The sequence below is a fragment of the Cupriavidus sp. 207A1 genome (genome assembly GCF_057798955.1).
Map to the genome: position 1 here is coordinate 164,697 of NZ_JBYOJO010000005.1, position 25,560 is coordinate 190,256.

Below are 25,560 nucleotides of genomic sequence, written 5' to 3' on the forward strand. Positions count from 1 at the left end.
AGGTCCCCGCGTCAGAAAGGAGAAGTTCCGATGGATACGCCGGCGCTTTCGATCGTGGTGGCGAAGCCGATGCCGATGAAGGTGCCGCTGTTGCCCGGGTTGAGGATGGCGGTGACGATGCCCACCACCTCGCCATTCATGTTCACCAGCGGGCCGCCCGAGTTGCCCGGATTGACCGCGGCGTCGAACTGGATCAGCTTGTCCAGGGTCCGCTTGTTGTCCGACGCGACGAACTCGCGGTCCAGCCCGGACACCACGCCGGCGGATACCGACGGCCCGATGCCGAACGGAAAGCCCACCGCGACCACTTCGGATCCGGGCAGCAGGTCCCGGCTGGAACCCAGCGTTGCCGCCGGCAGGTCGTCGGGTATCGACTTGGCCTGGATCACCGCCAGGTCCTTCTCGGGGATCGTCTGCAGCACTGTGGCCTCGGACGTGTGCCCGTCGTGGAAGGTCAGTTCCAGGCGCCGCGCTCCGGCAATCACGTGGAGGCTGGTAAGGATCACGCCGCGCTCGGTCACCACCACGCCCGAGCCGATGTGGCGGGATTCCGGCTTGTTCTCCGCGCTGTTGCCGGGCGGACGTTCGTTGGGCAGTGGCGGGGCGGTGGGGGCGGGGGGAGTCGACGGTGAGGCTTCGGGCGGCGTGGTCGGGGCGTCACGTCCGGCCTGCGGCGCGGAAGCCGCATCGGCGGTTTTTGCGGGCGCGGGGTAGTTGCGGATTTCGACCACCGATTCACGCACCGCCTCGGCCGCCATGGCGGTGCGCGAGGGCAGGGGCTTGGTCTCGAGCGTGTGCAGCACGGCCGCGTCGATGTCCTTCTGCGTCAGCGCGCGCGGCTTGGGCTGCAACAGCCACGCCGAGCCCACACTGGCGGCAAGAACCAGCGCGACGGTCGCCGAGACCCATCCGTAGATCGTCACCCGTTTCATCGCAGCCCCCGAGGTCCCGTCCCGCCTTAAAAAATACAGTACCATCCTCTTACCCACGCGCCAAGGAGCAGGGCATGCAGTTTCTCTGGCCGCAGATGCTCTGGTTGCTGCTTGCGCTTCCGGTGCTGGCAGCCGCCTACCTGTACCTGCTCGCGCGGCGCAAGAAGGCGGCGGTGCTGTATGCAAGCCTTGCATTGCCGCGCGCCGCGCTCGGCCCGCGCCAACGCCTGCGGCGCCACATTCCACCGTTGCTGTTCTTCTTCGCGCTGGCCGCGGCATTGCTGGCCTGCGCGCGTCCCAGCGCCACCATCACGCTGCCGGCCGATACCGTGACCCTGGTGCTGGCGATGGACACCTCGCGCAGCATGGAGGCCGCCGACGTGCCGCCCAACCGCATCAGCGCCGCCCAGCAGGCCGCGCGCGACCTCGTCGTGGGGCTGCCGGCCAGCGTGCGGCTGGGCATCGTTTCCTTCGCCGGCACCGCGGCGGTGGTGCTGCCGCCCACCGACAACCGGCAGGACATGCTCGACGCGATCGATCGCTTCCAGCTGCAGCGCGGCACCGCCACCGGCAGCGGCCTGTTCCAGGCGCTGGCGGTGCTGTTTCCGGAAGACGGCATCGACCTCGAAGTGATCCTGTTCGGCAGCCGCTCGGACCGCGCCGGACGCGGCACCTCGCTCGACGAGGCCGCCGCGGCCGACGCCGCGCGCCGGCGCGAACAGAACCAGCAGGCGGCGCAGCCCGGCTCGTACCCGCACGGCGCGGTGATCCTGCTCAGCGACGGCCGGCGCACCACCGGGCCAGACCCGCTCGACGCCGCGCGCATGGCCGCCCAGCGCGGCGTGCGCGTCTACACCGTCGGCTTCGGCTCGCAGCAGGTCACGTCCGCGCCGGAGTCCAGCCTGGCGTACTTCATGCAGCTGGACGAACCGGCGCTGCGCGCGGTCGCCGCCATCACCGGCGGCGAGTACTTCCACGCCGGCACGGCGGCCGACCTGAGCCAGGTCTACCGCCAGCTCAGCGCGCGCTTTGCGCTGGAGCGCAGGGAAACCGAATTGGGTGCCTTGTTCGCCGCAGGGGCGGTGGCGTTGCTGGCGCTGGCGTGTGGGTTGTCGATGTTGTGGTTCAGGCGGTGAGGTGGCAAGCGATGGCGGAGTCATGTGAGGAGGCGACGGCCGCCTCTATTGCCTACTGGTCTGCCTTCGCGCCCGAACGGCGCACGATTTCCGCCCATTTCCTGCCCTCAGCGGCGTTGTAGCGGGCAAAGTCGGCGGGCGACGAGCCCACCGGCTCAGCACCCATGTCCGCGTATTGCTGGCGCACATCGGGCCGTTTCAGCGCGGCAGCCGCATGCGTGGCAAGCTTCTCGACCACTGCTGCCGGCGTGCCTCGCGGCGCCCACAAGCCATACCAGGTACTGATGTCGAAGCCGGGCAAGCCGGACTCCGCAACGGTCGGGATGTCGGGCAACGCGCTCGCGCGGCGCGGGGTGGTAACAGCGATGGCACGTAGCTTGCCGGACTTGATAAACGGCATGGCGGACGGCATGGAATCGAACATCAGCTGGATCTGGCCGCCCATCAGATCCGTCAGCGCCGGCGCGCTGCCCTTGTATGGAACATGCTGCATCGGCACCCTGGCCGCCAGCTTGAACGATTCGCCGGCCAGGTGCTGGGCCGAGGCATTGCCCGCCGAGCCGAAGTTAAGCGCGCCGCCCTCGCGCCTGGCATAGGCAATCAGGTCCTGCACGGTCTTCACCGGCGAGGCGTTGTTGACCACCAGCACCAGCGGTACGTCGGCCAGCTGCGTGATTGGCACGAAATCCTTGAACGCGTCATAGCGCATCTTCGGCTGGATGCTGGGGTTGATCACATGCAGCGAGGCATTGGCGAGGATGGTGTAGCCGTCAGCGGCCGCGCGCGCCACGGCTTCGGCGCCGATCATGCCGCTGGCGCCGGGTTTGTTGTCGACCACCACGCCCTGGCCCAGGCTTTCGCCCATCTTGACCGCCACCACGCGCGCCAGCAGGTCGGTGGGTCCGCCGGCCGGGTAGGGCAGCACCATGCGCACCGGATGTTGCGGAAATTCCTGCGCGCCGGCGGCGGCGGGCAGCAGCGCGCTGGCGGCCGACAGCACCAGCGCCGCGCGCAGCCGCGTCCATATCGCATGTGGTTTCGGATATCGGGTGTTCACGTCTCTGTCTCCTTGATTTTTATCGCTACCTTGCCCACCACCTGGCGGGATTCCAGCGCGGCCAGGGCATCGCCCAGGCCGGTGATCGGATACGTCGCGGACACGGTCGGCGCCAGCTTGCCCTGCGCGGCCCAGTCGAACAGCGTTGCCATGACGTCCTGCAGCGCCGCGGCGTGCTGTGCGCGCTCGTTGGCGGGCGTCCAGCCGATATAGCGGCCAAAGAAGAACCCGTGCAGCGTCAGGTTCTTGACCAGTAGCAGGTTCACCGGTGCCTGCGGGATGGTGCCGCTGGCAAAGCCGATGCTGAGGATGCGGGCGTTGGCCGCCGCCGCGCGCAGCGCCTGCTGGAACAGCTCGCCACCGACGGGGTCCACCACCACGTCGGCACCGCGGCCGCCGGTCAGGGCCTTGACCGCGCTTGCCAGGTCCGCCGGCGCCACTGCGTGCGTGGCGCCGCGCCGCAGCGCGTCGGCACGCTTGGCCTCGGTGCTGGCGCATGCGATCACGGTGGCGCCGAGCTCGCGCGCAATCTCCACGGCGGCCAGGCCCACGCCCGCGCCGGCCCCCAGCACCAGCACGGTATCGCCGGGGCGCAGCGCGCAGCGCCACACCAACCCGCAATAGGCCGTGCCGTACGAAATCGGAACCGGCAGCGCGACCGTCGAGGGCAGCGCGTCCGGCACGCCATAGACCGTGTATTCGGGCACCGTGACCCGTTCGGCAAAGCAGCCCCAGTCCGCGATCGCCACCACGCGGTCGCCCGGGCGTAGCCGCGTGACGGCATCGCCGCAGGCGACCACGCGGCCGACGGCCTCGGTCCCCGGCACGAAAGGCAGCGGCGGGCGCCTTTGGTACTGCCCGGCAATCATCAGGCCGGTGGCATGGCTTACGCTGGCATACTCGACCGCGATCGTGACCGCATGCGGGTCAGCCAGCGCCGGCTCGGGAATGGATTGCACGGAGACGTCGTGCACACTGCCAAATCGTTCGCACACCAGCGCTTTCATTTGACACCTGCCCTGGCCGCAGGGGCCTGTCGCGCCACGCCCTGGCGCAGCCAGTCGTCGATGGCCAGCTGGCTGAAGCCCGCCTCGCGCAGGATCTCGACGGTATGTTCGCCGTTGGCCGGCGCCGGGCCGGCATCCCGGCGCAAGCCGCGCGCCGGGATCCCGGCAAAGGGCAGCGGCCCCAGCCCGGGCTGCGCGATGGCCTGGAAAGTTTGCCGATGCGCGGCCTGCGGATGCGCGAGCACGTCGTCATAGGTGCGCACCGGGGCATGCAGCACGTCATGCCGGCTGAGGATTTCCTGCCATTGCGCGGTGGTGCGCGTGGCGATGCAGCGCGCCACCAGCTGGTTGAGCAGCGCGGCATGGGCCATGCGCGCGGCGTTGTCGGCAAAGCGCGGGTCTTCGAGCCAGTCGGAATGGTCCAGCGCCCGGCACAGCTTGCCAAACTGCGCGTCGTTCAGCGCCAGCAGCGTCAGGCTGCCGTCGCGGCTGGCATAGACGCCGTTGGGCGCGCTGACTGGCCCCGCGGCGGACGGGCCGCCGATGGCATGCTCGAGCAGGTTGTTGGCCTGCAGCGCGCAGCAGGCCTCGAACAGGTTCAGCTCGACATGGCCGCCGCGCCCGCTGCGATAGCGCCGGCACAGTGCCGCGGCGCACGCCTGCGCGGCATAAAGGCCGGTGGCGGCATCGGCCAGCAGCATGCCGATGCGGCGCGCGCTGCCATCGGCGTCCCGGTTGGCGAACATCAGTCCGGAATCCGCCTGCATGACAGAGTCCGACGCCGGATAGTCGGCATACGGACCATCCGCGCCATAGCCGCTGATCGACACATAGACCAGCTCAGGGCGTTGCGCGGCCAGCGCGGCATAACCCACGCCCAGCCGTTCGGCCACCTGCGGGCGAAAGTTCTGCACCAGCACGTCGGCCTGCAGCGCCAGGTCCTGCAGCACGGCCTTGCCGGTGTCGGTGGTGGCATCGATGCAGGCGCTGCGCTTGCCGCCGTTATAGGCCAGTGCCAGCGCGCTGGTATCGCCGCGCACGACACCGACCTTGCGGCCCCAGTCGCCCGCGGGCGGCTCGATCTTGACGACTTCCGCGCCTTGCTGCCACAGGATGTGAGCGCAATACGGGCCGGCAATGCCCTGGCTGATGTCCAGCACGCGCAAGCCGGCAAAGGGCAGGTCGGTGTCGTCCGGTCTGGTGGTGGAGAGTGAGGGCATGAGCTCGTCGGCAGGGATAAACACGAGCTTTATGCTAGGGTTGGCCTTCCGCCGAAACAATCCCCCGATTTGTGCCAATGGTGTTGACTGATGATTGACAATGATTTCGATCTCAACCTGGTGCGGCTCTTCGTCACCATGGTCGAGTCGCGCACGCTGACGGCGGCGGCGCAGCGCAGCGGCATGACGCGCTCGAACGTGTCGCGCCGGCTGAAGCTGCTGGAGCAGCATCTGGGCGCGCAGCTGATGCGCCGGACCACGCGGCATGTCGAGCTGACCGAAGCGGGACAGCTGCTGTATGCGCATGGCTTGCGCATGCTGGATGAACTGCAGTCCGCCAATACCGCCATCGACAGCCTCGGCACGGTGGTGCGCGGCGATGTGCGGATCCGCCTGCCGACGGGGCTGGGCCACCTCTACCTGACGCCGCTGCTGCTGGAATTCGCGCGCAGCTATCCGCGGATTTCGCTGCGCGTGGTGATCAACGACAACATTGGCGACCTGATTCCGGCCGAGGTCGACGTGGCGCTGAAGATCACTTCGCAGCCGCCGGACGATCACGTGGCGCGGCGCATCTGCGAGGTGGGCTGGTGCCTGTGCGCATCGGCATCGTTTCTGGACCGCCACGGGCCGGTCCGCACCGTGGCCGACCTGGAGCGCTGCGACATGATTGCGCCGGCATCGCTCGGACGGCGCTTTACGCTGAAGGTATGGCTGGCCGGCACGCCGATGACACTGCGCGTGTCGCCGCGGATCCAGTCAGGCGACTATCCGTTCCTGTTCGAATCGGTAATGGGCGGACTGGGCGTGGCGCTGCTGCCGCGGTATGCGGTCTGGCGGCAATTGCAATCGGGACAGATGCGCGAGGTGCTGGCCGAGTGCGAAGCCGAGGGCGTGGGCGACAGCGTCTACATGCTGACCGCGCCCAACCGCTATCCGACCCTGGCCACGCGCACGCTGATGGACTTTATCCGCCAGCACCTGGAGCGGCAGGCCGAGAACTGGGGCAGCCGCCACGCCGCTGCGGCGACTGCCGGTTGAGCCAGGGTCGGCACGGGGCGCTTTGCGGCGTGGCGGCAACGCGCCTATTTCTCCTGCATCTTCGCCGCCTTGACGATCTCGCCCAGGCGACGGCGTTCCGCGTCGACGAACTTGATGAAGTCCGCGCGCGTGCCGCCGATCGGTTCGATGCCCACTTGCTTGAGCTTGGCGGCGGCGGCGGGGTCTTTCATGGCGTTGTCGACCGCCGCGGCGACCTTGTCGAGGATGGCGTCGGGCGTGCCCTTGGGCGCATGGATGCCGGCCCAGTGCGCGATCTGCAGGTCCGGAAAGCCTTGCTCCACCGCGGTGGATAGTTGCGGGTAGGCAGAAATGCGCTGGGTCCAGGTGGTGGCCAGCGCCTTGAACTTGCCGTCGTGCAGGATATGCGGCAACGCGATGATGCTGGCCTCGGAGGTGCCTTCGACCTGGCCGCCCAGCACGGCCGTGGTGCTTTCCGATCCGCTCTTGTAAGGCACCGGCTGCAGCTTCGCGCCGTACTTCACGTTCAGGATCTCCGCCACGAAATGCGGGGTGCTGCCGGTGCCGGCGGTGGCGAAATTGAAGCCATTGCCTTTCTTCGAAGCCTCGACGAAGTCGCGCAGGTCCTTGTAGGGCGCGTTCTTCGGCACCACGATCACCGACGGCGCCAGTCCGATCATCGCCACCGGCACCAGCGCGTCGTCCTTGAACGGCATCGACTTCTTGATCATGCTGTTGGAGATCACGCCGGCGGCGCTGATCAGGAAGGTGTAGCCGTCCGGCGCGCTCCGCGCCACCAGGTCGGCGCCCACGGTGCCGCCCGCGCCCGGCCGGTTCTCGACCAGCACGGTCTGGCCCAGCGCCTTGCTGGCGCCTTCGGCGGCCGCGCGCGCCATCAGGTCATTGGCGCCGCCCGCGGCGAACGGCACGACGAAGCGGATGGTCTTTGCGGGCCAGGAGTCTTGTGCGTTGGCCGGGCTGGCAGCAACGAGGGCTGCCGCGGCAAGCAGGCCGAGCGTGAATCGGTATGGGATCGTCAAGTCATGTCTCCTCAGGGTTGTGCAAAGGCTGGCGCTGGCTCGCTGCGCCGGCACGGGTGAAACCGCGGCCAACCTAGGCTGGCTCGACCGGCGGCGCGGTGGTGCCGCGCTGTACCAGCGCGACCGGCATTTCCATCCGGCCCGGCTCGATGCCGTCCTGCAGCCAGCGCAGCAGCGCGAGCGCGGTCTGCCGGCCCAGTTCGCTGCTTTCCAGCGCAATGGTCGTCAACGCGGGCGTGACTTCGGCGGAGATCGGCAGGTCGTCGCAGCCGACGATGGACAACTGGCGCGGCACCTCCAGGCCCATGGCCGTGGCCTCGAACAGGCAGCCGAGTGCGAGCACGTCGTTGCCGCAGAAGATCGCCGTCGGCGTTGCCGGGGCATGGGCAAGCACCGCGCGCAAGCCGGCCCGGCCGCCGGCGAAGGTGTAGGGTTGCTCGCATACGGCGCCAGGAGGCAGCGGCGCGCGCAGCGCACGCAGCGTGCCGAGGAAGCCCTCGGTGCGAAGTCGCGCGCGGTCGTTATGGGCGCCGATGCCGGAAATCATGCCGAAGCGGCGGTGGCCCAGGTCGTACAGATGGCGCGCGGCCTGCGCGCCGATCTCGAAATTGTCGAAGCCAATGCAGGGATACTGGCTGGACAGGGACCAGGTCAGGATGGTGCGCGTGCCGGATTGGCGCAGCAGCGCCAGCGTGTCCGGCGCATGGTCGGCGCCGACCAGGACCATGGCATCGACCGCGCGCTCGGACAGGGCGCGTACCACGTCGGTCTCGGTGTCCGGATCGTAGTTGTGCGAGCCCAGCAGCAACTGGTAGCCGCCGGCCGCCAGTACCTGCTGCATGCCCTGGATCGCATGGGAGAAGATGGCGTTGTCCAGCGTCGGCACCACCGCGGCGACGGTGCGCGAACGCCCTGATGCCAGCGTGCGCGCCGACGCATCGGGGACATAGCCGAGCGCGTTGATCGCCTGGCGCACCCGCTGCAGGGTGTCTTCCCGCACCAGCGAGGGCGATGACAGGGCGCGCGACACCGTCGCCATCGATACTCCCGCTAGCTTCGCCACGTCTTCAAGTCTGGTCCGCCGCACGTTTGCTGTCCTGGTTGCCGTTGCGCCATTGTCACCGATCTGTGCGGTACACACGACTATGCCGGGGGACGGTGGCCCTGACTTGCAAGTCTGCCGAGGGAAAACCCTGCCTTGCACTCCGTGGTTCTCCGACTAATCTTGTGTGAAAGCGCTTTCATTTGAAAAATGCGAGGAAATTTGAGACTGGCAGTTTTACCTCGCACAGAAATGATAGCGCTTACATCCGAAATCAAAGCCGAGGACGCCCGATGATCACGTACCTGAAGCAAGCCGAGAAAACGCCGCAGACAGAGACCGCCACCGCGCAGAAAGTGGTAACCGACATGCTGGCCGAGATCCAGGCGCATGGCGAGGCGGCCGTGCGCCAGTACGCCAGCAAGCTCGACGGCTGGGACGGCGAGATCGTGCTGACCCCGGACCAGGTCCGGCAGCAGACCCGCGACGTGCCCGCGTCCGTGCGCGCCGACATCGATTTCGCGATCGCTCAGGTGCGGGAGTTCGCGCTGGCGCAGCGCGAATCGCTGCGCGAGTTCGCGGTCGAACTGCACCCGGGCGTGACGGCGGGGCAGCGCGTGATCCCGGTCAACGTAGTGGGCTGCTACGCCCCGGCCGGGCGCTATGCGCATATTGCCTCGGCCTACATGGGGGTGGCGACGGCGAAGGCCGCCGGCGTCGGCACCGTGGTGGCGTGCTCGAGCCCGTTCCGCGGCCAGGGCATCCACCCGCACGTGCTCTATGCCTTTCAGGCGGCCGGCGCGGACGTGATCATGACGCTCGGCGGCGTGCAGGCGATCGCTGCGATGGCCTATGGCCTGTTCAGCGGCAAGCCCGCCGACGTGGTGGTCGGTCCCGGCAACAAGTTTGTCGCCGAGGCCAAGCGGGCGCTGTACGGGCAGGTAGGCATCGACGTATTCGCGGGGCCGTCCGAAGTTGCCGTGATCGCCGACGACAGCGCCGATCCGGCCATCGTTGCCAGCGACCTGGTGGGTCAGGCCGAGCATGGCCACGAGTCGCCTGCCTGGCTCTTCACCACCTCGCGCGCGCTGGCGGAACAGGTAATGGTGCTGGTGCCGGCGCTGATTGCTGCATTGCCGCCGACCGCGCGCGACGCGGCCACGGCGGCATGGCGCGACTATGGCGAGGTCATCGTCTGCGACAGCCGCGAAGAAGTGGCCGCGGTATCGGACCGCTATGCCTCCGAGCATCTGGAGGTGCATGCGCGCGACCTCGACTGGTGGCTGGCCCACCTGACCTGCTACGGCTCGCTGTTCCTTGGCGAAGAGACCACGGTGGCCTTTGGCGACAAGACCAGCGGCCCCAACCATGTGCTGCCGACCAAGGGCGCGGCGCGCTATTCCGGCGGGCTCTCGGTGCACAAGTTCATGAAGACACTGACCTGGCAGAAGATGACGCGCGAGGCGACGCGGCAGATCGGGCAGGTGACCGCGCGCATTTCGCGCCTGGAGGGCATGGAGGCGCACGCGCGCACCGCGGACGACCGCATGGCAAAGTACTTTCCGAACGCCCGCTTCGAGATGGGCGCGCCGGTGGAGGTGTGACGATGGCGCCCATGCACAACGCGGCCGGCGCTGCCGGACCGGACCTGCGCGGCCGGCAGGCGCTGGTGACCGGCGGCAGTTCCGGTATCGGCGAAAGCCTTGCCGAGGCACTGGGCCGGGCCGGCGCCAGGGTGGTGCTGGCGGCGCGCCGCCAGCCGCAACTCGATGCGGCGGCTTCGCGGCTCGACGCGATCGGCATCGCGGTCGACACGCAGGCGCTGGACGTGTCCGACCTCGATGCGATTCCCGCCGCCGCAGCGGCCTTGCAGCGCCGCTGCGGCACCATCGATATCCTGGTGAATGCCGCGGGCATGAACCTGCGCCAGCCCTTTGACAGCGTCACGCCGGCGTCGTGGCGGTTGCAGCTGGACACGCATCTGGGCGCGCCGTTCTTCCTGACGCAGGCGCTGGCGCCCGCGATGCAGGCGCAAGGATGGGGGCGGGTGCTCAACCTCGCGTCGCTGCAGTCTTATCGCGCCTTCGCCAACAGTGCGCCCTATGGCGCGGCCAAGGGTGGCATCGTGCAGCTGACGCGTGCCATCGCCGAGGCGTGGTCGCGGCACGGCATCACCTGCAATGCGATCGGACCCGGCTTTTTCCCGACCGCGCTGACCGGGCCCGTGTTCGCCGATGCCGCGCTGGCCGATTACCATGCCGGTCGCACCTGCATTGGCCGCAACGGCGCGTTGCCGGACTTGCATGGGCTGGCCGCGTTCCTGGCCAGCGACATGGCCGCGTATATCACCGGGCAGACCTTCATGGTCGACGGTGGCTACACGGCAAGATGATTCCCGCCGCGGGGCGCATCGATTCGCCCCGCGCGCCTTGACCGATATCCAGAGCGCCATACGCGCCGCCTCGGGACCAGACCCGACAGGAGACAAGCATGACGAGACAGGTAGCGGCGCAGCCGCCGGCACAAGACCCCGGACGCAAGCTGAGGAAGATCGTGACCTCGAGCACGATCGGCGCGATGGTGGAGTGGTACGACTTTTTCCTGTACGGCGTGGTCGCCGGACTCGTGTTCAACAAGCTGTACTTCCCGTCGACCGACCCGGTGGTCGGCACGCTGCTGGCCTACGCCACCTTCGCCGCCGGGTTTGTCGCGCGCCCGCTGGGCGGCGTGATCTTCGGCCATTTCGGCGATACGCTGGGACGCAAGCGCATGCTGGTGCTGACGCTGATGATCATGGGCATCGCCACCACGGCCATCGGCCTGATCCCGACCTACGACCAGATCGGCATCTGGGCCCCGGTGCTGCTGCTGTTGTGCCGCATCGCGCAAGGCATCGGCCTCGGCGGCGAATGGGGCGGCGCCGTGCTGATGACGTTCGAGAGCGCGCCGGCGGGCCGCCGCGGCTTCTTCGCCAGCCTGCCGCAGACCGGCATGTCGCTGGGCCTGGTGCTGGCCAGCGGCGTGATTGCGTTGCTGTCGGCGCTGCTGTCGGACCGGGACTTCCTGGCATGGGGCTGGCGCATCGCCTTCCTGCTGAGTGCGGTGATGGTCTTCATCGGCTCCTACATGCGCACCCATGTCGAAGAGTCGCCGGAATTTGCCGCGGCACAACGCCACCCGCCGCGCCAGCAGCCGGATGCCAGCGCCTTGCCGTTCCTGGCCATGCTGCGCCAGTACCCCCGCGTGGTGCTGGCGTGCATGGGCGCGCGCTTTATCGACGGCGTCTTCTTCAACGTGTTCGGGGTGTTCTCGCTTGCCTACCTGACCCAGACCCTGAAGCTGTCGCGCAACGAGGCGTTGCTGGGCGTGCTGCTGGGCGCCGGCGTGATGACGCTGTTCATCCCGCTGTGGGGCGCCGTGTCCGACCGCCTCGGCCGGCCGCTGGTGTATGGCACTGGCGCGCTGCTGGCGGGCCTGTCGGCGTTTCCCGCGTTCTGGCTGATGCAGCATTCGGGCGGCAATGTGCTGCTGGTATGGGCGGCAATCATCATCCCCTTCGGCATCTTCCATGCCGCCGTGTTCGGCACCATGTCGTCGATGTTCTCCGAGGTCTTCGATGCGCGCGTGCGCTATACCGGGATTTCCTTCGTCTACCAGTTCGCGGGCGTGTTCGCCGGCGGACTGACGCCGATCATCGCCACCTGGCTGAATGCGCAGGGCGGCGGCGAGCCCTGGTACCTGTGCGCCTACGTGCTGGCGATCGGCGTGCTCAGCGCGGCCTGCACGCTGTGGATCGGCCGGCGCCAGGGCCCGGCCGGCGCGCGTGCGCTGGCACCGTCAGAAGCCGGCGCCTGATTCCTTCCTTCGGGCGGCAATTGCGCCGCCCGTCCTTGTGGTTCCCCTCCCATGTCCACTACTGGCAAGGCCATGAAAGCGATCGTCTATACCGAACCCAACGCCGTCGCGGTCCTGGAGCGCGACATGCCGGCCCTGGCCCCCGGCGAAGCCCTGCTGCGCATCGATGCCAGCGGCATCTGCGGCTCCGACCTGCATGCCTACCACGGCCACGATCCGCGCCGCAAGCCGGGGCTGGTGCTTGGCCACGAGTTCGCGGGCACGGTGGTGGCCTCGTCCGACCCGGCCCGGCTGACCGTCGGGCAGCGCGTGACCGCCAACCCGCTGGTGACCTGCGGGCATTGCGACTATTGCCTGCAAGGGCGCGATAACCTGTGCGCGTACCGGGGCATGGTCGGCATGAGCCGGCCCGGCGCGTTGTCCGAATACCTGGCGATTCCGATCCGCTGCGCGATCCCGCTTCCGGACGCGCTGCCCAGCGTCAGCGCGGCTCTGACCGAGCCCGCGGCGACCGCGCTGCATGCGGTGAACCTGACCATGCGTGCGCTGGCCAGGCCGCTGCCCGAGTCCCGCGTGCTGGTCATCGGCGGCGGCGCGATCGGCATGCTGGCCGCCGCGCTGGTGCGGTCCTATGGCTGCGGCGAAGCCCAGGTGGCCGAGACCAATGCGCTGCGCCGGGCTTCGGTGACGCGGCATCTCGGCTGCGAGGCGGTCGACCCGCTGGCCGGCCCGCTGCCGGAATCAGCCTTCGACGTGGTCATCGACGCGGTGGGCGCGGGTGCGACGCGCAAGCTCGCCATCGCCGCCGCGCGGCCCGGCGGCGTGGTCATGCATATCGGCCTGCAGGACTGGGCCAGCGAGATCGACATGCGCAAGCTGACCCTGGCCGAGCTGACCCTGCTGGGCACCTATACCTACACCATGGCCGACCTGCGTGCCACCGTGGCGGCGCTGGAACGTGGCAGCTTCGGCACGCTGGAGTGGGTCGAGACGCGCGCGCTGAGCGATGGTCCGGCGGCCTTTGCCGATCTGGCCGCAGGCCGCGTGGCGGCCGCCAAGGTGGTGCTGATTCCCGAAACCGTCTGACTGCGCCGCGGCGCGCGACCGGCACGCTGACCAGGACGTCTATCGAGAGTCATATATATGAGTTGGTTGACATGGATGAATTCAACGCCTACCATGATTTCACGCACGACCCACAGAGAGGAGACAACGATGATTCACGTAGTGCTTCATGACGCCAAGGACACCGTCGCGGTAGCCGTGGTGGAAGGGATCCAGCCCGGCACCCAGCTAAATGCATGGATCATGGACGAAGACAAGATCGTGACGGTGACCGCGCTGCAGCCGATTCCCATCGGCCACAAGGTGGCGCTGCGCGACATGGATGTGAACGAGACGGTCTACAAGTACGGCATCGACATTGGCAAGGTGGTGGCGCCGATCAAGGCCGGGCAGCACGCCCACGTCCACAACATCAAGACCAAGCGCTGGTAAGCGCCGCGCCTGCGTTCCATTTGCCTTCATTCCGCTTCAATTCCGCTTCCATCGCGCATCCAAGGATCCACGTCATGTCCGTGATCGACCAAAACACCACCTTCTGGGGCTACCGCCGCGACAACGGCCGCGTCGGCGTGCGTAACCACGTCATCATCCTGCCGCTGGACGACCTGTCCAATGCCGCCGCCGAGGCCGTCGCCGCCGCGATCAAGGGCACCATGGCGATTCCCCACCCATACGGCCGCCTGCAGTTCGGGCCGGACCTGGACCTGCATTTCCGCACGCTGATCGGCGCGGGCAGCAACCCGAACGTCGCCGCGGTGGTGGTGATCGGGATCGAGGAGGGCTGGACCAAGAAGGTGGTCGACGGCATCGCGCAGACCGGCAAGCCGGTGGTGGGCTTCGGCATCGAGGGCCACGGCGACCACGACACCATCATGCGTGCCTCCAGGGCCGCGCGCGAGTTCGTGCAGTACGCCACCGCGCTGCACCGCGTGGAGTGCCCGATCAACGAACTGTGGGTCTCGACCAAGTGCGGCGAATCGGATACCACCTCGGGCTGCGGCGCCAACCCGACTGTCGGCAACGCCTTCGACAAGCTGCATCCGCTGGGCACCACGCTGGTATTCGGCGAGACCTCGGAGCTGACCGGCGGTGAGCATATCGTCGCGGCGCGCTGCGCCAACGACGACGTGCGCCACCAGTTCATGGCGATGTTCGAGCGCTACCAGGGCATGATCGACCGCTGGAAGACCTCCGACCTGTCCGAGTCGCAGCCGACCAAGGGCAATATCGCGGGCGGCCTGACCACCATCGAAGAGAAGGCGCTGGGCAATATCCAGAAGATCGGCAAGAAGTGCACCGTCGACGGCGTGCTCGACAAGGCCGAGGCGCCGACGCATCCGGGGCTGTGGTTCATGGACTCGTCTTCCGCCGCGGCCGAGATGGTCACGCTGTGCGCGGCGGCCGGCTATGTGGTCCATTTCTTCCCGACCGGGCAGGGCAACGTGATCGGCAACCCGATCGTGCCGGTGATCAAGCTGTGCGCCAACCCGCGCACCGTGCGCCTGATGAGCGAGCACATGGACGTCGACTGCTCGGGCCTGCTGCAGCGCGAGCAGACCCTGGACCAGACCGGCGACAAGCTGCTGGAATGCATGCTGGCCACCATCAACGGCCGCTGGACCGCGGCCGAGGCGCTCGGCCACCGCGAGTTCGTGCTGACCCGCATCCACGAGTCGGCATGATGAAGCGCATCTGCATCAGCGAGTTCATGGACCCGGCCGCGGTGCAGGCGCTGAGCGCCGGCTTCGACCTGCGCTACGAGCCGGGCTGGGTGGACAGGCGCGGCGAGCTCCTCGAGATCCTGGACGGGGCGCACGCGCTGGTGGTGCGCAACCGCACCCAGGTGGACGCGGCGCTGCTGGCGAGCGCGCCGGCCTTGCGCGTGGTGGGGCGGCTTGGCGTGGGGCTGGACAATATCGACGTAGCCGCCTGCCGCGAGCGCGGCATCCGTGTGATTCCCGCGGCCGGGGCCAATGCACGCTCGGTGGCGGAGTACGTGGTGACCACGGCCGCCGTGCTGCTGCGCGGCGCCTACCTGTCCAGTGCCGAGGTGGCTGACGGCCAGTGGCCGCGAGCCAGGCTGTCCGAGGGCCGGGAAGCGCTGGGCAAGACGCTGGGCCTGATCGGTTTCGGCGACATCGGCCGGCAGACCGCGGCGCTGGCGCGCGCCTTCGGCATGCAAGTCATTGCCAGCGATCCGATGCTGCCCGCAGACGATCCGGTCTGGACCGCCACCGGGGTAGCCTGCGTGCCGCTCGACGCGCTGCTGGCGCAGGCCGACGCGGTCAGCCTGCATGTGCCGCTGGTGGCCGCCACGCGCAACCTGATCGATGTCGGCCGTCTGGCGGCGATGAAGTCGGGCGCGGTGCTGATCAATACCGCGCGCGGCGGCGTGGTCGACGAGGCGGCGCTTGCCGATGCGCTGCGCGCCGGGCATTTGGCCGGCGCCGCGCTGGACGTGTTCGGCAGCGAGCCACTGCCCGCGGGCAGCGCGCTGCGGGGCGTGCCCAACCTGATCCTGACACCGCACGTTGGCGGCGTGACGCGCGAAGCCAATGCGCGCGTATCGATGATGATCGCCCGCGAGGTGCGGCAATCGCTGGAGCAGATGCCATGAGCCGGATCGCATTGCAGGAACTGGAACGAGTGGCCGCGGCGGGCCTGCGCCGGGCCGGGGCCAGCGCCTTGCAGGCGCAGGCGACGGCGGCGGCGCTGGTGCGGGCCGATGCCGCGGGGCTGCCGTCGCACGGGGCCTCGCGCGTGCCGATGTACGTGGCGCACCTGCGCCATGACCGGGTCGACGGCAATGCCAAGCCGACGGTACAGGGCACGCGCGCCAGCGCGGTGCTGGTCGACGCGCGCTGCGGCTTTGCCTTCGCGGCGTGCGAGCTGGCCATCGCCGAAGCCGTGGCACGCGCGCGCGCAACCGGCGTCGGCGTGGCCGCGGTTACCAACAGCCATCACTTCGGCGCCGCAGCGCTGCCGCTGGAGGCCGTGGCGCGCGCCGGCATGGTCGGCATCGCCATGGGCAATTCGCCCGCGGCCATGCCTGCGTGGGGCGGCAAGCGGCCGCTGTTCGGCACCAACCCGATTGCGGCGGTATTCCCGCGGCAGGGCCACGCGCCGGTGGTGATCGACCTGTCGCTGTCGGAAGTCGCCCGCGGCAAGATCATGGTGGCGGCGAAGCAGGGCAAGCCGATTCCGCCCGGATGGGCGCTGGATGAGGCCGGCCAGCCCACCACCGACGCCCAGGCCGCGCTGCGCGGCTCGATGCTGCCGGCGGGCGGCGTCAAGGGTGCGATGCTGGCGCTGCTGGTGGAACTGCTGGTGACGTCGCTGGCCGGGGCGCAGTTCGGCGCCGAGGCCGATTCCTTTTTCAGCGATGCGGGCAACCGTCCGCGCATCGGCCAGCTGTTCTTCGTGCTGGACCCCGGCGCCTTCGCCGGCTCGCAGGTCTACGCCGCACGCGTGGAAGCGCTGCTCGCGGCGATGCTGGACGACGAAGGCACGCGCGTGCCGGGTGCCCGCCGCGAAACCGCGCAGGCGCAGGCGGCAGCGCACGGCGTCGACGTGCCCGACGCGCTCTGGCGCGAATTGCAATCGCTTGCGGGCGAGGAAGCTGGCGCGCCGCATTGATTTCCTCACAACGGACCCACGCATAGATGGGCCGGCTACAACTACCGGAGACAAACCATGGATCGACGCTTGATGTGCGGCGCGCGCAGGCACCTGAACCGCGTGCTGCTAGCCTTGTCAGTTGTATCGGCCCTCGCAGCATTGGCGCCGCGGCCTGCCGCCGCGCAGGGCGGCAGCGATGCCGCGGCCGCGGACTTTCCGGGCAAGCCGATCCGGTACGTGGTGCCGTTCGCGGCCGGCGGCCTGACCGACATCATGGCGCGCATGGTCGGCCACCAGCTCTCGGAAGAGTGGAAGAAGCCCATCGTGGTGGAAAACCGGCCGGGCGGCAATGCCAATATCGGCGCCGAGCAGGTCGCCAAGGCGCCGCCCGACGGCTACACCTGGCTGGCGGTGACGCTGACGCACGCGTCCAACGTGACCTTGTTCCCCAAGCTGCCGTTCAGCATGCAGAAAGACCTGGTGCCGGTGGCGCGCATCGCCTCGTCGCCAATGATGGTAGTGGTGCCGGCCAGCTCGCCGATCATGTCGATGAAGGACCTGGCCGCGGCGGCGCAGAAATCCAAGCTGAACGCGGGCTCCAGCGGCAACGGCACGCCGCCGCACCTGACGCTGGCCCTGTTCGAAAGCCAGACCCGGACCAGCTTCACCCATGTGCCGTACAAGGGCGGCGCGCCGTCGATGACCGACCTGATCGGCGGCCAGATCGACGTGGTGTTCTCCAACTTCCCCGAGTCGCTCGCCTATGTGAAAGGCGGCAAGCTGCGCGCGCTGGCCGTGACCACGCGCGAGCGCCATCCGCTGCTGCCCGACGTGCCCACCGTGGCCGAGGCCGGCTATCCGGAACTGATCGTCGAGAACTGGACCGGCCTGATGATGCCGGCCGGCACGCCCCGGCCGATCGTCGACAAGGTGGCCGCCTCGGTCGCGCGCATGCTGGCCGCCGAGGCGGTGCGCGGACGCATCGTCAGCGCGGGCTTTGCCCCCGCGGCCGGAGGCCCCGCGTTTGCCGACTACTTCAGCGGCGAGGTGACGCGCTGGGCCCGGCTGATCGAGGAGAAGCACATCCGGGTCGAATAGCGGCGCGGCGCGCCGCCGCGCCCGGGAGGCCGGCGTGCGGGCGTGGCGGCCGGCTTTAGTATGATTCGTCTTATCTATATGAGTCAGTCATGGATCGGCCGGCCGCCCCGCAGGCGGCATTGCAAAGGACACTAACGTGGGTTCCAGATTCGATGCCGGCGCAGCCATCGGCGGCGTGCTGTACAAGGACGTCAAGCACGCCATCCTGGCAGCCCTGGCCGAGGGCGAGTGGAAGCCGGGCGAGGCGATTCCGTCGGAGCGCAAGCTGATCGAGCGCTTCGGCGTCTCCATCGGCACGCTGCGCAAGGCCATCGACGAACTGGTGGCCGAGAACATCATGATCCGCCACCAGGGGCGGGGAACCTTCGTCGCGACGCACCGGCAGGAAGACCATTTCTTCCGCTTCTTCCGCATCGTGCGCCAGGACGGGTACCGCGAGTTCCCCACGGTAAAGCTGGCAAAGTTCCGCCGCGCCAAGGCCGACAAGGAAGAAGCCGCGGCGCTGGGGCTGCCGCTCGGCGAAGCCGTGTTCCGCTTCACCAACGTGCTGTCGCTGGAGGGGCGCGCGGTCATGATCGACGCCATTACCGTGCCGGCGGAACGCTTCAGGACGCTCACCGAGAAGCTGCTGCGCGAGCGGCCGAACACGCTCTACAACTTCTACCAGGACGCCTTCGGCATCAACATCATCCGCACCGAAGAGCGCCTGCGCGCCGCGCTGGCCGACGAGGAAGACCACGAACTGCTGGGCGTCCCCGTCGGCACGGCGATGCTGAAGATCCTGCGGGTGGCTTCGTCGTACCAGAACGAGCGCGTCGAGTACCGCGTCTCCAGGCTGGATACATCGGATTACGAGTTCGCGCTGTCGCAGCCGTGAAAGGGGCTGCGACTCGCTGAATTGCGCTGCGATCGTGCGCCCGCTGCCTCAGGCCCGACCGATCATGCGCAACACCGCGGCGGCCAGGGCGCCCTCGGCGTTGCCCAGCAGGTCGACCGCATCGAAATGGTGGCCGCGCTCCTGCACCACCACCTGCACGTCGAACCCGCATTCGCCCAGCAGCGCCTGGTATTCGCGCTGCAGCCGGTGGTACTCCGGCGATTCATCGCCGCCGACGGTCAGGATCATGGGCAGTTTGGCTTTCGGGACATGATGGATCGGACTGTAGCGGGCAACGTCCGCTTCAGTCAGCCCAACCACCTGGTTGAGGTAGCACAGCCGGATCGGCTCCAGGTCATACAAGCCGCTGATCGCGCAACCTCCCTTGAGGATATCCGCCGGTACGCCGAAGGCAGGCCAGTCCGTTGCCGCCAGTGTGGCGGTGAGATGGCCGCCGGCTGAGTGGCCGGACAAGAAGATGCGATCCGGATCGAATCCCAGTTCGTTGGCATGCCGGTAGAGCCATGCCACTGCTTCCTGATTGTCGCGGACAATCTCGGCCATGCCGACATCCGGAGCCAGGCGGTAGTTCACCACCGCGACGTTGATATCGCGCTGCAGGTAGGGCGCGGCAATGAAGCTGAAGTCGGACTTGTCCAGCGATTGCCAATAACCGCCATGAATGAAGACCAGCAGAGGGCGCTTAGGGGTGGCCGCCGGGAAGAAGTCGAGCGCCTGCAAGGCGTGTGCGCCATACGCAAGATCCGGCTTGACCAGATGGTTCCGACGGAACGTGGCGCTGGTGTCGGCCCATCGCTTGAAGATGTCCTGGAACCCGGGGATTCCAGCCCTGACGTTGTACTGCTGGTCCAGTTCTTCCTGGTTGAAGTTTCGATACACTGACATTAAATTTGGCTCCAGACGTTAGGATCGATGCGTCGATTCCATTGGGTCGTTGCGACGCTTGTCGCGTCCGGCCAAAGATACGTATCCGCGTTTAGCAGCGCGCGCCGCGGGATGACAACCACTATCGCAAAGACGCCATGTTCGGAAAAAGCGAAAACCGCGATGACTACCAGGCGATAGCGCAGCCGGTCGGCGGCATGGCGCGCAAGCTGAAGGATGGCTTCTATATCGCCCCGCATTCGCATCCGCGCGCGCAGCTGATCTATGCCTATGTGGGGGCCATCCTGGTCACAACGGACTTCGGTTCGTGGGTGGTGCCGCCCCAGCGCGCCGTCTGGGTGCCTTGCAACGTCAAGCACGCCATGCAGGCGTGCGGCGATGTGGAGATGCGAACCGTCTACGTTCGCGAAGATGCCGTACCGGGCGAGTTGCACGGCTGTTGCGTGGTCGCGGTGCCACCGCTGCTGCGCGAGCTGATCTCGGCCGCCGTGCGCATGCCGCTGGCCTATGACGAAGGCAGCCGCGACGGCCTGGTGGTGCAGCTTCTGCTGCAGGAGTTGCGTCCGCTTTCGGTGGTCCCGCTGCATCTGCCAATGCCAAGGGACCCACGCCTGGGCAAGATCTGCGCGAAGATCCTCGACGATCCCTCGGACGAGACCTCGGTCCAGACGTGGAGCCGCTCGGTTGGCGCCAGCGAACGGACCATCATCCGTCTGTTTCCGGAAGAAACGGGGATGACATACAGCCGCTGGAAGCAGCAGGCGCGGCTGATGGCCGCGGTTCGCCTGCTTGCCGAGGGTTGCCATGTCACGGACATCGCGCTTCAGCTTGGATACGAGAGTCCAAGCGCATTCAGCGCCATGTTCAGACGAGCGCTTGGCATGACCCCCACCGAGTATTTCCGCGACCGCAGCGGCGACTAGGCCTCAGGCTGCCGGTTGGCATCTGCGCGACATCAACTGGCGTCAAGGCGCGAATCGAGGCCTGGGCCCTGCGGCACAGTCTAGGTGCCGCCGGATGGCCAGCACCGTGCTTGCTCCGTCGGCATTTGTCCAAGTCGAGGAGTGAGTATGTCAGTGATGGATCGTATCCAGGCAGCGGGCATCGTCCTGCCTGCCGCCGCAATGCCCAAGGCGCTTTATGTCCCGTACACGCTACACCGGGGCTTGCTGACGATATCGGGACAGCTGCCGCTGCAGGACGGCAAGCCCGTATTCGTCGGCAAGGTTCCCGGCGCGGTCAGCGTCGAGGCAGCGCAGGCGGCGGCCCGGCTTTGCCTGGCCAACCTGCTGGGCTGGGTGGCCGCCGCGGTCGATGGCGATTTCGAACGGATCCGGGGCATCGTGCGGGTAGGCGGCTACGTTGCAGCGGATCCTGGTTTCGACGATGCGCCGCTGGTGATCAACGCCGCGTCGGATCTTCTCAACCGGATTTTTGCCGAGCGCGGGCGCCACGCCCGCCTTGCGCTCGGCGTGGCGAGCCTTCCGTTCGGTGCCCCGGTTGAGATCGAGGCAACCTTCGCACTGGACGCCTAGGCGATGGGCGCCGCGACAAAGGCCGGCTATGCCGACGTCCTGGTAGGCCTGCAATTTGGCGACGAGGGCAAGGCCCGAATCGTTGATCACCTGGCTGCCGGGTATGACGTGATTGCGCGTTTCAATGGCGGGGCCAACGCCGGACATACCATCGCCACGCCCGCCGGTGCGCTGCGGCTGCGGCAAGTGCCTTCTGGCGTGCTGCACCCTGGCGTTGCGCTTTACATCGGCTCGGGCTGCGTGGTCGGGTTGCAGCAGCTGGCATCCGAGATTGCGATGCTGGCGGCCCAAGGTATCAGCCTGGAGGGACGGCTGACAATCAGCGACAGGTGTCCGCTGGTTCAGCCGCGGCATGTGCTGGCGGACCGCCGCGATGGCGCACGGATCGGCACCACCGGCAACGGCATCGGCCCGTGCTACGCCGATCTGGCGGCCCGGATGCGGGGCGCCGAGCGGGTGGCGTTCCAGTTGCGCGACCTGCGCCGCGACGAGGACCATGTGTTCGAGCGGATGACCCGGCTGGCTGCGCAGGCCGATGACGATAGCGAGGCTATCGCGGCGATGGTCGACGGTATGCGCCAAGCGTGGACAGTGGTTCGGCCGTTCGTGACGGACGATGCGGTCGCATTGCTACGTCGGGTCGAGGCCGGTGCAAGGGTACTGTTCGAGGGAGCGCAGTCAGTGATGCTGGATGTGGTGCATGGCGTCCAGCCGTGGGTCACGTCCAGCCATACGCTGCCCGCCTACGCCTACGTGGGAGGAGATCTGCCGTGCCGCTATCACCGCAAGACCATCGGCGTGGCCAAGGCCATCGTTTCCCGGGTCGGCAACGGCCCGCTGCCGACCGAACTGGGCGGGCAGCGTTCCGAAGCCTATTGCGCCGCGGCGGCACATGCGGGCCGCGGCCGCGCCGACGAAGCGACAAACCACGATCCGCTGACGTTGCTCGCCGAAGCGGATGCATTCTCGACCGGCGTGGCCATCCGGATGCTGGCGAACGAGTACGGCACCGGCACCGGCCGGCCACGGCGCGTGGGCCTGCTTGACGTTGCGCAACTGCGGCTCGCGATACAGCAGGCCGGCGTCGACGAGGTGTATCTCAACAAATGCGACAGCCTGGCCGCCTTTTCCCATACGCCCGAGCGTTGCATTCCGGTAGTCGTCGCTGGCGAGGCCGGTAGCGCAAGCCAGCGCGTGCTGCAATTTCCCGCGTTCGCGCAGGGCGCCATACCGACGGATGCCGCCTCGCCGCTGCCCCCGCAGCTTGAAGCGCTGCTCGCATGGCTGGCGCAGGCGATCGGCCGGCCCCTGCGCGGCATCGGACTAGGACCGGAACGCGCGCAAATGCGGCTTCTTGAACCCAACCAGCAGACCACACCATGACAAGTTCAACCCCCGCCTACTTGCGCGGCGAGATGCGCAGGACCGACCTGGCCTGGACCGACTGGCCGGCCATCGAAGCCTTTCTGAAGGATGAGCTGATCTGCCGCGTGGCGGTGCATGACGAACCGTACCCCTATGTCACGGCGCAGAGTTTTACCTTCACCGGCGACGCGTTCCTGATCCACAGTTCCAGGTTCGGCAAGCTTGCCGCCGCGATCCGGGCGAACCCGCTGGTCACGATCGAAATCGATCGGCCCGTGGCCTTGCTGAAAGCGCCGAAGGGCCAGAACACCAGCCTCGAGTATTTCAGCGTCATCGCGCGCTGTGAAGTCCGGCTGCGTGACAGTACCGAAGAGGTGCGCGCGCATCAGTACCGGGCGCTGGACAAGTTCCGGCCCGAGAAGGACTACTCGCCGATCGAGGATGGCGCGGCCAGCCAGATCGTGGCCTATCGCTGCGAAATCCGCGAGTTGAGCGCGAAGAAGCGCATCCTCGCTGACGGACAGTATTCGCCGCCAGGGCAGCCGCGCGCGCCGTACCTGCGCTATCCGTTCCAGTCCGGCGCGACGCTGTCCGGCCTGCCGCCGGAAGCGTTCGATCCCCATCGGTTTGGGGGGAAGTAGGGCTCGCAATCGCATGACATGAAGAGGTGCTTCGGCACCTCTTTTTTATGCTCGGTGGCTCGACACAAGCTCCTCCAATGCATTGGCGCCTGCGAGACAGACCTTGGCGTTCCGGCGCGCGTCGCGCACTTGGCCGCAAGCGACAGTAGCGAGCGATAGCGCAACCACGCGTTATTGCTTGCGCCAGCGCCATAGAGCACTGGCACTAGAACGACTGGAGACAAGATGAAGCACACCCCTCTCGAGCTGATGCGCGTGCGCACCGGCGACCGCCTGGAACGGCTGCCCGTATGCGGGTATCACCGCCTTCTGTTTGCAATCATTGCGCTGGCCTTCTTCTTCGACAATCTCGACCTGGCCATGATGACGTATTTGCTGGGTTCGATACGCACGGAGTTTGGCTTGACCGCTGCGCAAGCGGGCATGCTCGGAAGCGCCAGCTTTGTCGGCATGGCCGTCGGCGCGCTCAGTTCGGGAGTGCTTGCCGACAGGTTCGGACGCAAGCCCGTGTTCCAGGTCAGCATGATCATCTGGGGCGTGGGCAGCTATCTCTGTTCGACCGCGAGCAACCCCATGGAACTGGGCGCATACCGGCTCTTGCTCGGCATCGGCATGGGCATGGAACTGCCACTGGCACAGACGCTGATGTCGGAGTTCATCCCGGCGCGGCAGCGCGGCAAGTACCTGGCATTGATGGACGGCAACTGGCCGATCGCGTTCATCTGCGCTGGCCTGATGTCGTACTACGTGCTGAGCGCCTATACCTGGCGCACGATGTTCCTGCTTGGCGCCGTGCCGGCGCTCTTCCTGATCGTGGTTCGGCGCTTCGTCCCCGAGTCTCCGCGCTGGCTGGAATCGCAGGGGCGCCATGCCGAAGCCGCAGCGATCGTCGAACGCATCGAGCAGTCGGTGATGCGGCGGATGAAGCTTGATGCATTGCCGGAAGTCACTCCGGCGGCTGCGGCGGCGGAGCCGGAGGCAACGGGATTGCGCGTGCTGTGGTCGCGCGCGTACCGCAGCCGGACCCTGACTGTCTGGGGGCTGTGGTTCTTTGCCCTGCTGGGGTTCTACGGCCTCAATACGTGGATCGGCGCGCTGCTGCAGCAATCGGGACTGGATGTGACCAAGTCCGTGTTGTACACGGTGTATATCTCGATCGGCGGGATTCCGGGCTTCCTTTGGGCGGCGTGGGTGGTGGAGCGCTGGGGACGCAAGCCCGCCTGCGTGGCGACGCTGGTCGGCGGGGCGTGCATGGTCTTTATCTATGGCCGGGTCGCTGGCTCGGCGTCTGAGCCGCTGGCGCTATTCCTCTCCGGCGGCATGATGCAGTTCTTCATGTTCGGCATGTGGGCGGTGCTCTATACCTATACCCCGGAGCTCTATCCCACGCGCGCTCGCGCTTCTGGCTGTGGCATGGCTTCGACGGTGGGGCGCATCGGCTCGCTGCTGGGGCCGACGCTGGTGGGCCTGGTGCTGCCCGTCGCGGGGCAAGCTGGCGTGTTCTGCCTGGGCGCGCTGTGTTTCCTTGCCGCGGCGGCAATCGTGCTCCGGTTCGGCATCGAAACCCGCGGCAGGGCGCTGGAAGCCATTGCCGACTAAGGTACTGCCGGCGCGTCGTGGCGGCAGGTATCGGACGAGCTGCGTCATTCCACCACCGCCACGACGCTGGCAATGCCTTGCCGGGCCATCTTCACATAGGGGCAGAAGCGCTCGGTATTGCGCACCAGTTCTTCGGCCAGCGCCCGGGCCACGCCCGGCATCCTGACGCGGAGCTCCGCGGACAGCGCATAGGCGCCGTCCACGGGGTCGCGGCCGAAGGCGACTTCGACTTCCACGGCGAGGTGGTCGATACGGAGGCGGGCGCGCCGGGCCAGCAGGTGCAGGGCGCCATGGAAGCACGCGGCATAGCCCGCGGCGAACAGCTGTTCCGGGTTGGTGCCGTGGCCCGGGCCTCCCAGCGCGGCCGGCAGCCGCAGGTCGATGACGAGGTTGCCGTCATCGGAGCGGGCCACGCCGGAGGCGCGCCCGTGTCCGGTTTCGCCACCCGTGACGGTGACGGTGGTGGTGTAGAGCGGATCGAAGCCGGGCCCGCGATATTTGTCGAGCAGGCTCAACGGCGGCGCTTGCAGCTTCCGGTTCGCCATGG

General features: G+C 67.9%; 25 protein-coding genes. 17 read left to right on the forward strand and 8 right to left on the reverse strand.

All coding sequences use genetic code 11. The features are described from left to right. Positions 1-11: 11 nt before the first annotated feature. Positions 12-932, reverse strand: a complete 921-nt coding sequence (locus tag AC3FMM_RS11075; RefSeq protein WP_116314222.1) for a S1C family serine protease — start codon at positions 930-932, stop codon at positions 12-14. Between the two features lie 74 nt (positions 933-1,006). Between AC3FMM_RS11075 and AC3FMM_RS11080 the strand changes: the two genes are divergently transcribed. After that, positions 1,007-2,068, forward strand: coding sequence for a VWA domain-containing protein (locus AC3FMM_RS11080; RefSeq protein WP_116380400.1), 1,062 nt, complete (start codon positions 1,007-1,009; stop codon positions 2,066-2,068). Positions 2,069-2,120: 52 nt separating this feature from the next. Here AC3FMM_RS11080 and AC3FMM_RS11085 read toward each other — a convergent pair whose 3' ends face one another. From AC3FMM_RS11085 to AC3FMM_RS11095, 3 genes are read right to left on the reverse strand one after another with little or no spacing between them, the layout of a single operon-like run. Then, positions 2,121-3,125: a tripartite tricarboxylate transporter substrate binding protein gene (locus AC3FMM_RS11085; RefSeq protein ID WP_326347083.1), complete on the reverse strand. Its 1,005-nt coding sequence runs from the start codon at positions 3,123-3,125 to the stop codon at positions 2,121-2,123. Further along, positions 3,122-4,132, reverse strand: coding sequence for an NADPH:quinone oxidoreductase family protein (locus AC3FMM_RS11090; RefSeq protein WP_473704403.1), 1,011 nt, complete (start codon positions 4,130-4,132; stop codon positions 3,122-3,124). The genes AC3FMM_RS11085 and AC3FMM_RS11090 overlap by 4 nt, the downstream gene beginning before the upstream one ends. Further along, complete coding sequence (locus AC3FMM_RS11095) at positions 4,129-5,352, reverse strand: CaiB/BaiF CoA transferase family protein (protein ID WP_488686598.1); 1,224 nt, start codon at positions 5,350-5,352, stop codon at positions 4,129-4,131. The genes AC3FMM_RS11090 and AC3FMM_RS11095 overlap by 4 nt, the downstream gene beginning before the upstream one ends. 90 nt (positions 5,353-5,442) lie before the next feature. On the opposite strand from AC3FMM_RS11095, the gene AC3FMM_RS11100 reads away from it, so the two are divergent. After that, a complete protein-coding gene (locus AC3FMM_RS11100; protein ID WP_116314227.1) occupies positions 5,443-6,393 on the forward strand; it encodes a LysR family transcriptional regulator in 951 nt (316 codons plus the stop codon). 44 nt (positions 6,394-6,437) lie between these two features. Here the strand turns inward: AC3FMM_RS11100 and AC3FMM_RS11105 are convergent, their stop codons facing one another. Together AC3FMM_RS11105 and AC3FMM_RS11110 are read right to left on the reverse strand one after the other, a co-directional pair. Then, the gene (locus AC3FMM_RS11105) at positions 6,438-7,412 is read right to left on the reverse strand and encodes a tripartite tricarboxylate transporter substrate binding protein (protein WP_488686599.1); all 975 of its coding nucleotides are present in this window, start codon (positions 7,410-7,412) and stop codon (positions 6,438-6,440) included. A gap of 73 nt (positions 7,413-7,485) precedes the next feature. After that, positions 7,486-8,553, reverse strand: coding sequence for a LacI family DNA-binding transcriptional regulator (locus tag AC3FMM_RS11110; RefSeq protein ID WP_488686600.1), 1,068 nt, complete (start codon positions 8,551-8,553; stop codon positions 7,486-7,488). A gap of 194 nt (positions 8,554-8,747) precedes the next feature. Here AC3FMM_RS11110 and hpsN point away from each other — a divergent pair, with 194 nt between their 5' ends. From hpsN to AC3FMM_RS11160, 10 genes are all read left to right on the forward strand, one after another. Continuing rightward, the gene (hpsN, locus tag AC3FMM_RS11115) at positions 8,748-10,058 is read left to right on the forward strand and encodes a sulfopropanediol 3-dehydrogenase (RefSeq protein WP_488686601.1); all 1,311 of its coding nucleotides are present in this window, start codon (positions 8,748-8,750) and stop codon (positions 10,056-10,058) included. Positions 10,059-10,069: 11 nt separating this feature from the next. Continuing rightward, positions 10,070-10,846 carry a (S)-sulfopropanediol 2-dehydrogenase HpsO gene (hpsO, locus tag AC3FMM_RS11120; protein ID WP_115714266.1) on the forward strand — a complete coding sequence of 259 codons (777 nt, stop codon included), beginning with the start codon at positions 10,070-10,072 and terminating at the stop codon, positions 10,844-10,846. A gap of 98 nt (positions 10,847-10,944) precedes the next feature. Beyond that, a complete protein-coding gene (locus AC3FMM_RS11125; RefSeq protein WP_115713540.1) occupies positions 10,945-12,309 on the forward strand; it encodes an MFS transporter in 1,365 nt (454 codons plus the stop codon). A 72-nt stretch (positions 12,310-12,381) separates the two neighbouring features. Further along, positions 12,382-13,395 (forward strand): galactitol-1-phosphate 5-dehydrogenase, encoded by a 1,014-nt coding sequence (locus tag AC3FMM_RS11130; RefSeq protein ID WP_414247813.1) that lies wholly within the window; start codon positions 12,382-12,384, stop codon positions 13,393-13,395. 129 nt (positions 13,396-13,524) lie between these two features. Next, positions 13,525-13,806 (forward strand): UxaA family hydrolase, encoded by a 282-nt coding sequence (locus AC3FMM_RS11135; protein WP_012355675.1) that lies wholly within the window; start codon positions 13,525-13,527, stop codon positions 13,804-13,806. A 74-nt stretch (positions 13,807-13,880) separates the two neighbouring features. Then, positions 13,881-15,056: a UxaA family hydrolase gene (locus AC3FMM_RS11140; protein ID WP_111520429.1), complete on the forward strand. Its 1,176-nt coding sequence runs from the start codon at positions 13,881-13,883 to the stop codon at positions 15,054-15,056. After that, positions 15,056-15,991, forward strand: a complete 936-nt coding sequence (locus tag AC3FMM_RS11145; protein WP_488686687.1) for a hydroxyacid dehydrogenase — start codon at positions 15,056-15,058, stop codon at positions 15,989-15,991. The genes AC3FMM_RS11140 and AC3FMM_RS11145 overlap by 1 nt, the downstream gene beginning before the upstream one ends. Next, a complete protein-coding gene (locus AC3FMM_RS11150; protein WP_488686602.1) occupies positions 15,988-17,010 on the forward strand; it encodes an Ldh family oxidoreductase in 1,023 nt (340 codons plus the stop codon). The genes AC3FMM_RS11145 and AC3FMM_RS11150 overlap by 4 nt, the downstream gene beginning before the upstream one ends. A gap of 57 nt (positions 17,011-17,067) precedes the next feature. Next, positions 17,068-18,090, forward strand: a complete 1,023-nt coding sequence (locus AC3FMM_RS11155) for a Bug family tripartite tricarboxylate transporter substrate binding protein (protein ID WP_326347089.1) — start codon at positions 17,068-17,070, stop codon at positions 18,088-18,090. Positions 18,091-18,226: 136 nt separating this feature from the next. After that, positions 18,227-18,967 (forward strand): GntR family transcriptional regulator, encoded by a 741-nt coding sequence (locus tag AC3FMM_RS11160; RefSeq protein WP_115713534.1) that lies wholly within the window; start codon positions 18,227-18,229, stop codon positions 18,965-18,967. A gap of 48 nt (positions 18,968-19,015) precedes the next feature. Here the strand turns inward: AC3FMM_RS11160 and AC3FMM_RS11165 are convergent, their stop codons facing one another. Next, positions 19,016-19,873 carry an alpha/beta hydrolase gene (locus AC3FMM_RS11165; RefSeq protein ID WP_116314233.1) on the reverse strand — a complete coding sequence of 286 codons (858 nt, stop codon included), beginning with the start codon at positions 19,871-19,873 and terminating at the stop codon, positions 19,016-19,018. A gap of 137 nt (positions 19,874-20,010) precedes the next feature. Here AC3FMM_RS11165 and AC3FMM_RS11170 point away from each other — a divergent pair, with 137 nt between their 5' ends. The 5 genes from AC3FMM_RS11170 (at position 20,011) to AC3FMM_RS11190 (ending at position 25,013) form a co-directional block, all read left to right on the forward strand. Beyond that, positions 20,011-20,796, forward strand: a complete 786-nt coding sequence (locus AC3FMM_RS11170; RefSeq protein ID WP_115683228.1) for an AraC family transcriptional regulator — start codon at positions 20,011-20,013, stop codon at positions 20,794-20,796. A 147-nt stretch (positions 20,797-20,943) separates the two neighbouring features. Continuing rightward, complete coding sequence (locus AC3FMM_RS11175; protein WP_172581837.1) at positions 20,944-21,408, forward strand: RidA family protein; 465 nt, start codon at positions 20,944-20,946, stop codon at positions 21,406-21,408. 3 nt (positions 21,409-21,411) lie between these two features. After that, complete coding sequence (locus tag AC3FMM_RS11180; protein ID WP_488686603.1) at positions 21,412-22,791, forward strand: adenylosuccinate synthetase; 1,380 nt, start codon at positions 21,412-21,414, stop codon at positions 22,789-22,791. Next, positions 22,788-23,414, forward strand: coding sequence for a pyridoxamine 5'-phosphate oxidase family protein (locus tag AC3FMM_RS11185; RefSeq protein ID WP_414247810.1), 627 nt, complete (start codon positions 22,788-22,790; stop codon positions 23,412-23,414). Before AC3FMM_RS11180 ends, AC3FMM_RS11185 begins: the two co-directional genes overlap by 4 nt. Positions 23,415-23,639: 225 nt before the next feature. Next, positions 23,640-25,013, forward strand: a complete 1,374-nt coding sequence (locus AC3FMM_RS11190; protein WP_115713531.1) for an MFS transporter — start codon at positions 23,640-23,642, stop codon at positions 25,011-25,013. A 44-nt stretch (positions 25,014-25,057) separates the two neighbouring features. Here AC3FMM_RS11190 and AC3FMM_RS11195 read toward each other — a convergent pair whose 3' ends face one another. Continuing rightward, positions 25,058-25,558 (reverse strand): Ohr family peroxiredoxin, encoded by a 501-nt coding sequence (locus AC3FMM_RS11195; protein ID WP_326347091.1) that lies wholly within the window; start codon positions 25,556-25,558, stop codon positions 25,058-25,060. Between the last annotated feature and the right edge of the window lie 2 nt (positions 25,559-25,560).

Excerpts from the sequence above, each read along its gene's own strand:
- AC3FMM_RS11130 (WP_414247813.1), top strand. The coding sequence starts at position 12,382 with ATGAAAGCGATCGTCTATACCGAACCCAACGCCGTCGCGGTCCTGGAG.
- AC3FMM_RS11195 (WP_326347091.1), bottom strand. The coding sequence starts at position 25,558 with ATGGCGAACCGGAAGCTGCAAGCGCCGCCGTTGAGCCTGCTCGACAAA.
- AC3FMM_RS11080 (WP_116380400.1), top strand. The coding sequence starts at position 1,007 with ATGCAGTTTCTCTGGCCGCAGATGCTCTGGTTGCTGCTTGCGCTTCCG.
- AC3FMM_RS11090 (WP_473704403.1), bottom strand. The coding sequence starts at position 4,132 with ATGAAAGCGCTGGTGTGCGAACGATTTGGCAGTGTGCACGACGTCTCC.
- AC3FMM_RS11185 (WP_414247810.1), top strand. The coding sequence starts at position 22,788 with ATGACAAGTTCAACCCCCGCCTACTTGCGCGGCGAGATGCGCAGGACC.
- AC3FMM_RS11190 (WP_115713531.1), top strand. The coding sequence starts at position 23,640 with ATGAAGCACACCCCTCTCGAGCTGATGCGCGTGCGCACCGGCGACCGC.
- AC3FMM_RS11125 (WP_115713540.1), top strand. The coding sequence starts at position 10,945 with ATGACGAGACAGGTAGCGGCGCAGCCGCCGGCACAAGACCCCGGACGC.
- AC3FMM_RS11170 (WP_115683228.1), top strand. The coding sequence starts at position 20,011 with ATGTTCGGAAAAAGCGAAAACCGCGATGACTACCAGGCGATAGCGCAG.
- hpsN (WP_488686601.1), top strand. The coding sequence starts at position 8,748 with ATGATCACGTACCTGAAGCAAGCCGAGAAAACGCCGCAGACAGAGACC.
- AC3FMM_RS11100 (WP_116314227.1), top strand. The coding sequence starts at position 5,443 with ATGATTGACAATGATTTCGATCTCAACCTGGTGCGGCTCTTCGTCACC.
- AC3FMM_RS11095 (WP_488686598.1), bottom strand. The coding sequence starts at position 5,352 with ATGCCCTCACTCTCCACCACCAGACCGGACGACACCGACCTGCCCTTT.
- AC3FMM_RS11155 (WP_326347089.1), top strand. The coding sequence starts at position 17,068 with ATGGATCGACGCTTGATGTGCGGCGCGCGCAGGCACCTGAACCGCGTG.
- AC3FMM_RS11075 (WP_116314222.1), bottom strand. The coding sequence starts at position 932 with ATGAAACGGGTGACGATCTACGGATGGGTCTCGGCGACCGTCGCGCTG.
- hpsO (WP_115714266.1), top strand. The coding sequence starts at position 10,070 with ATGCACAACGCGGCCGGCGCTGCCGGACCGGACCTGCGCGGCCGGCAG.
- AC3FMM_RS11165 (WP_116314233.1), bottom strand. The coding sequence starts at position 19,873 with ATGTCAGTGTATCGAAACTTCAACCAGGAAGAACTGGACCAGCAGTAC.
- AC3FMM_RS11140 (WP_111520429.1), top strand. The coding sequence starts at position 13,881 with ATGTCCGTGATCGACCAAAACACCACCTTCTGGGGCTACCGCCGCGAC.
- AC3FMM_RS11150 (WP_488686602.1), top strand. The coding sequence starts at position 15,988 with ATGAGCCGGATCGCATTGCAGGAACTGGAACGAGTGGCCGCGGCGGGC.
- AC3FMM_RS11135 (WP_012355675.1), top strand. The coding sequence starts at position 13,525 with ATGATTCACGTAGTGCTTCATGACGCCAAGGACACCGTCGCGGTAGCC.
- AC3FMM_RS11145 (WP_488686687.1), top strand. The coding sequence starts at position 15,056 with ATGAAGCGCATCTGCATCAGCGAGTTCATGGACCCGGCCGCGGTGCAG.
- AC3FMM_RS11175 (WP_172581837.1), top strand. The coding sequence starts at position 20,944 with ATGTCAGTGATGGATCGTATCCAGGCAGCGGGCATCGTCCTGCCTGCC.
- AC3FMM_RS11180 (WP_488686603.1), top strand. The coding sequence starts at position 21,412 with ATGGGCGCCGCGACAAAGGCCGGCTATGCCGACGTCCTGGTAGGCCTG.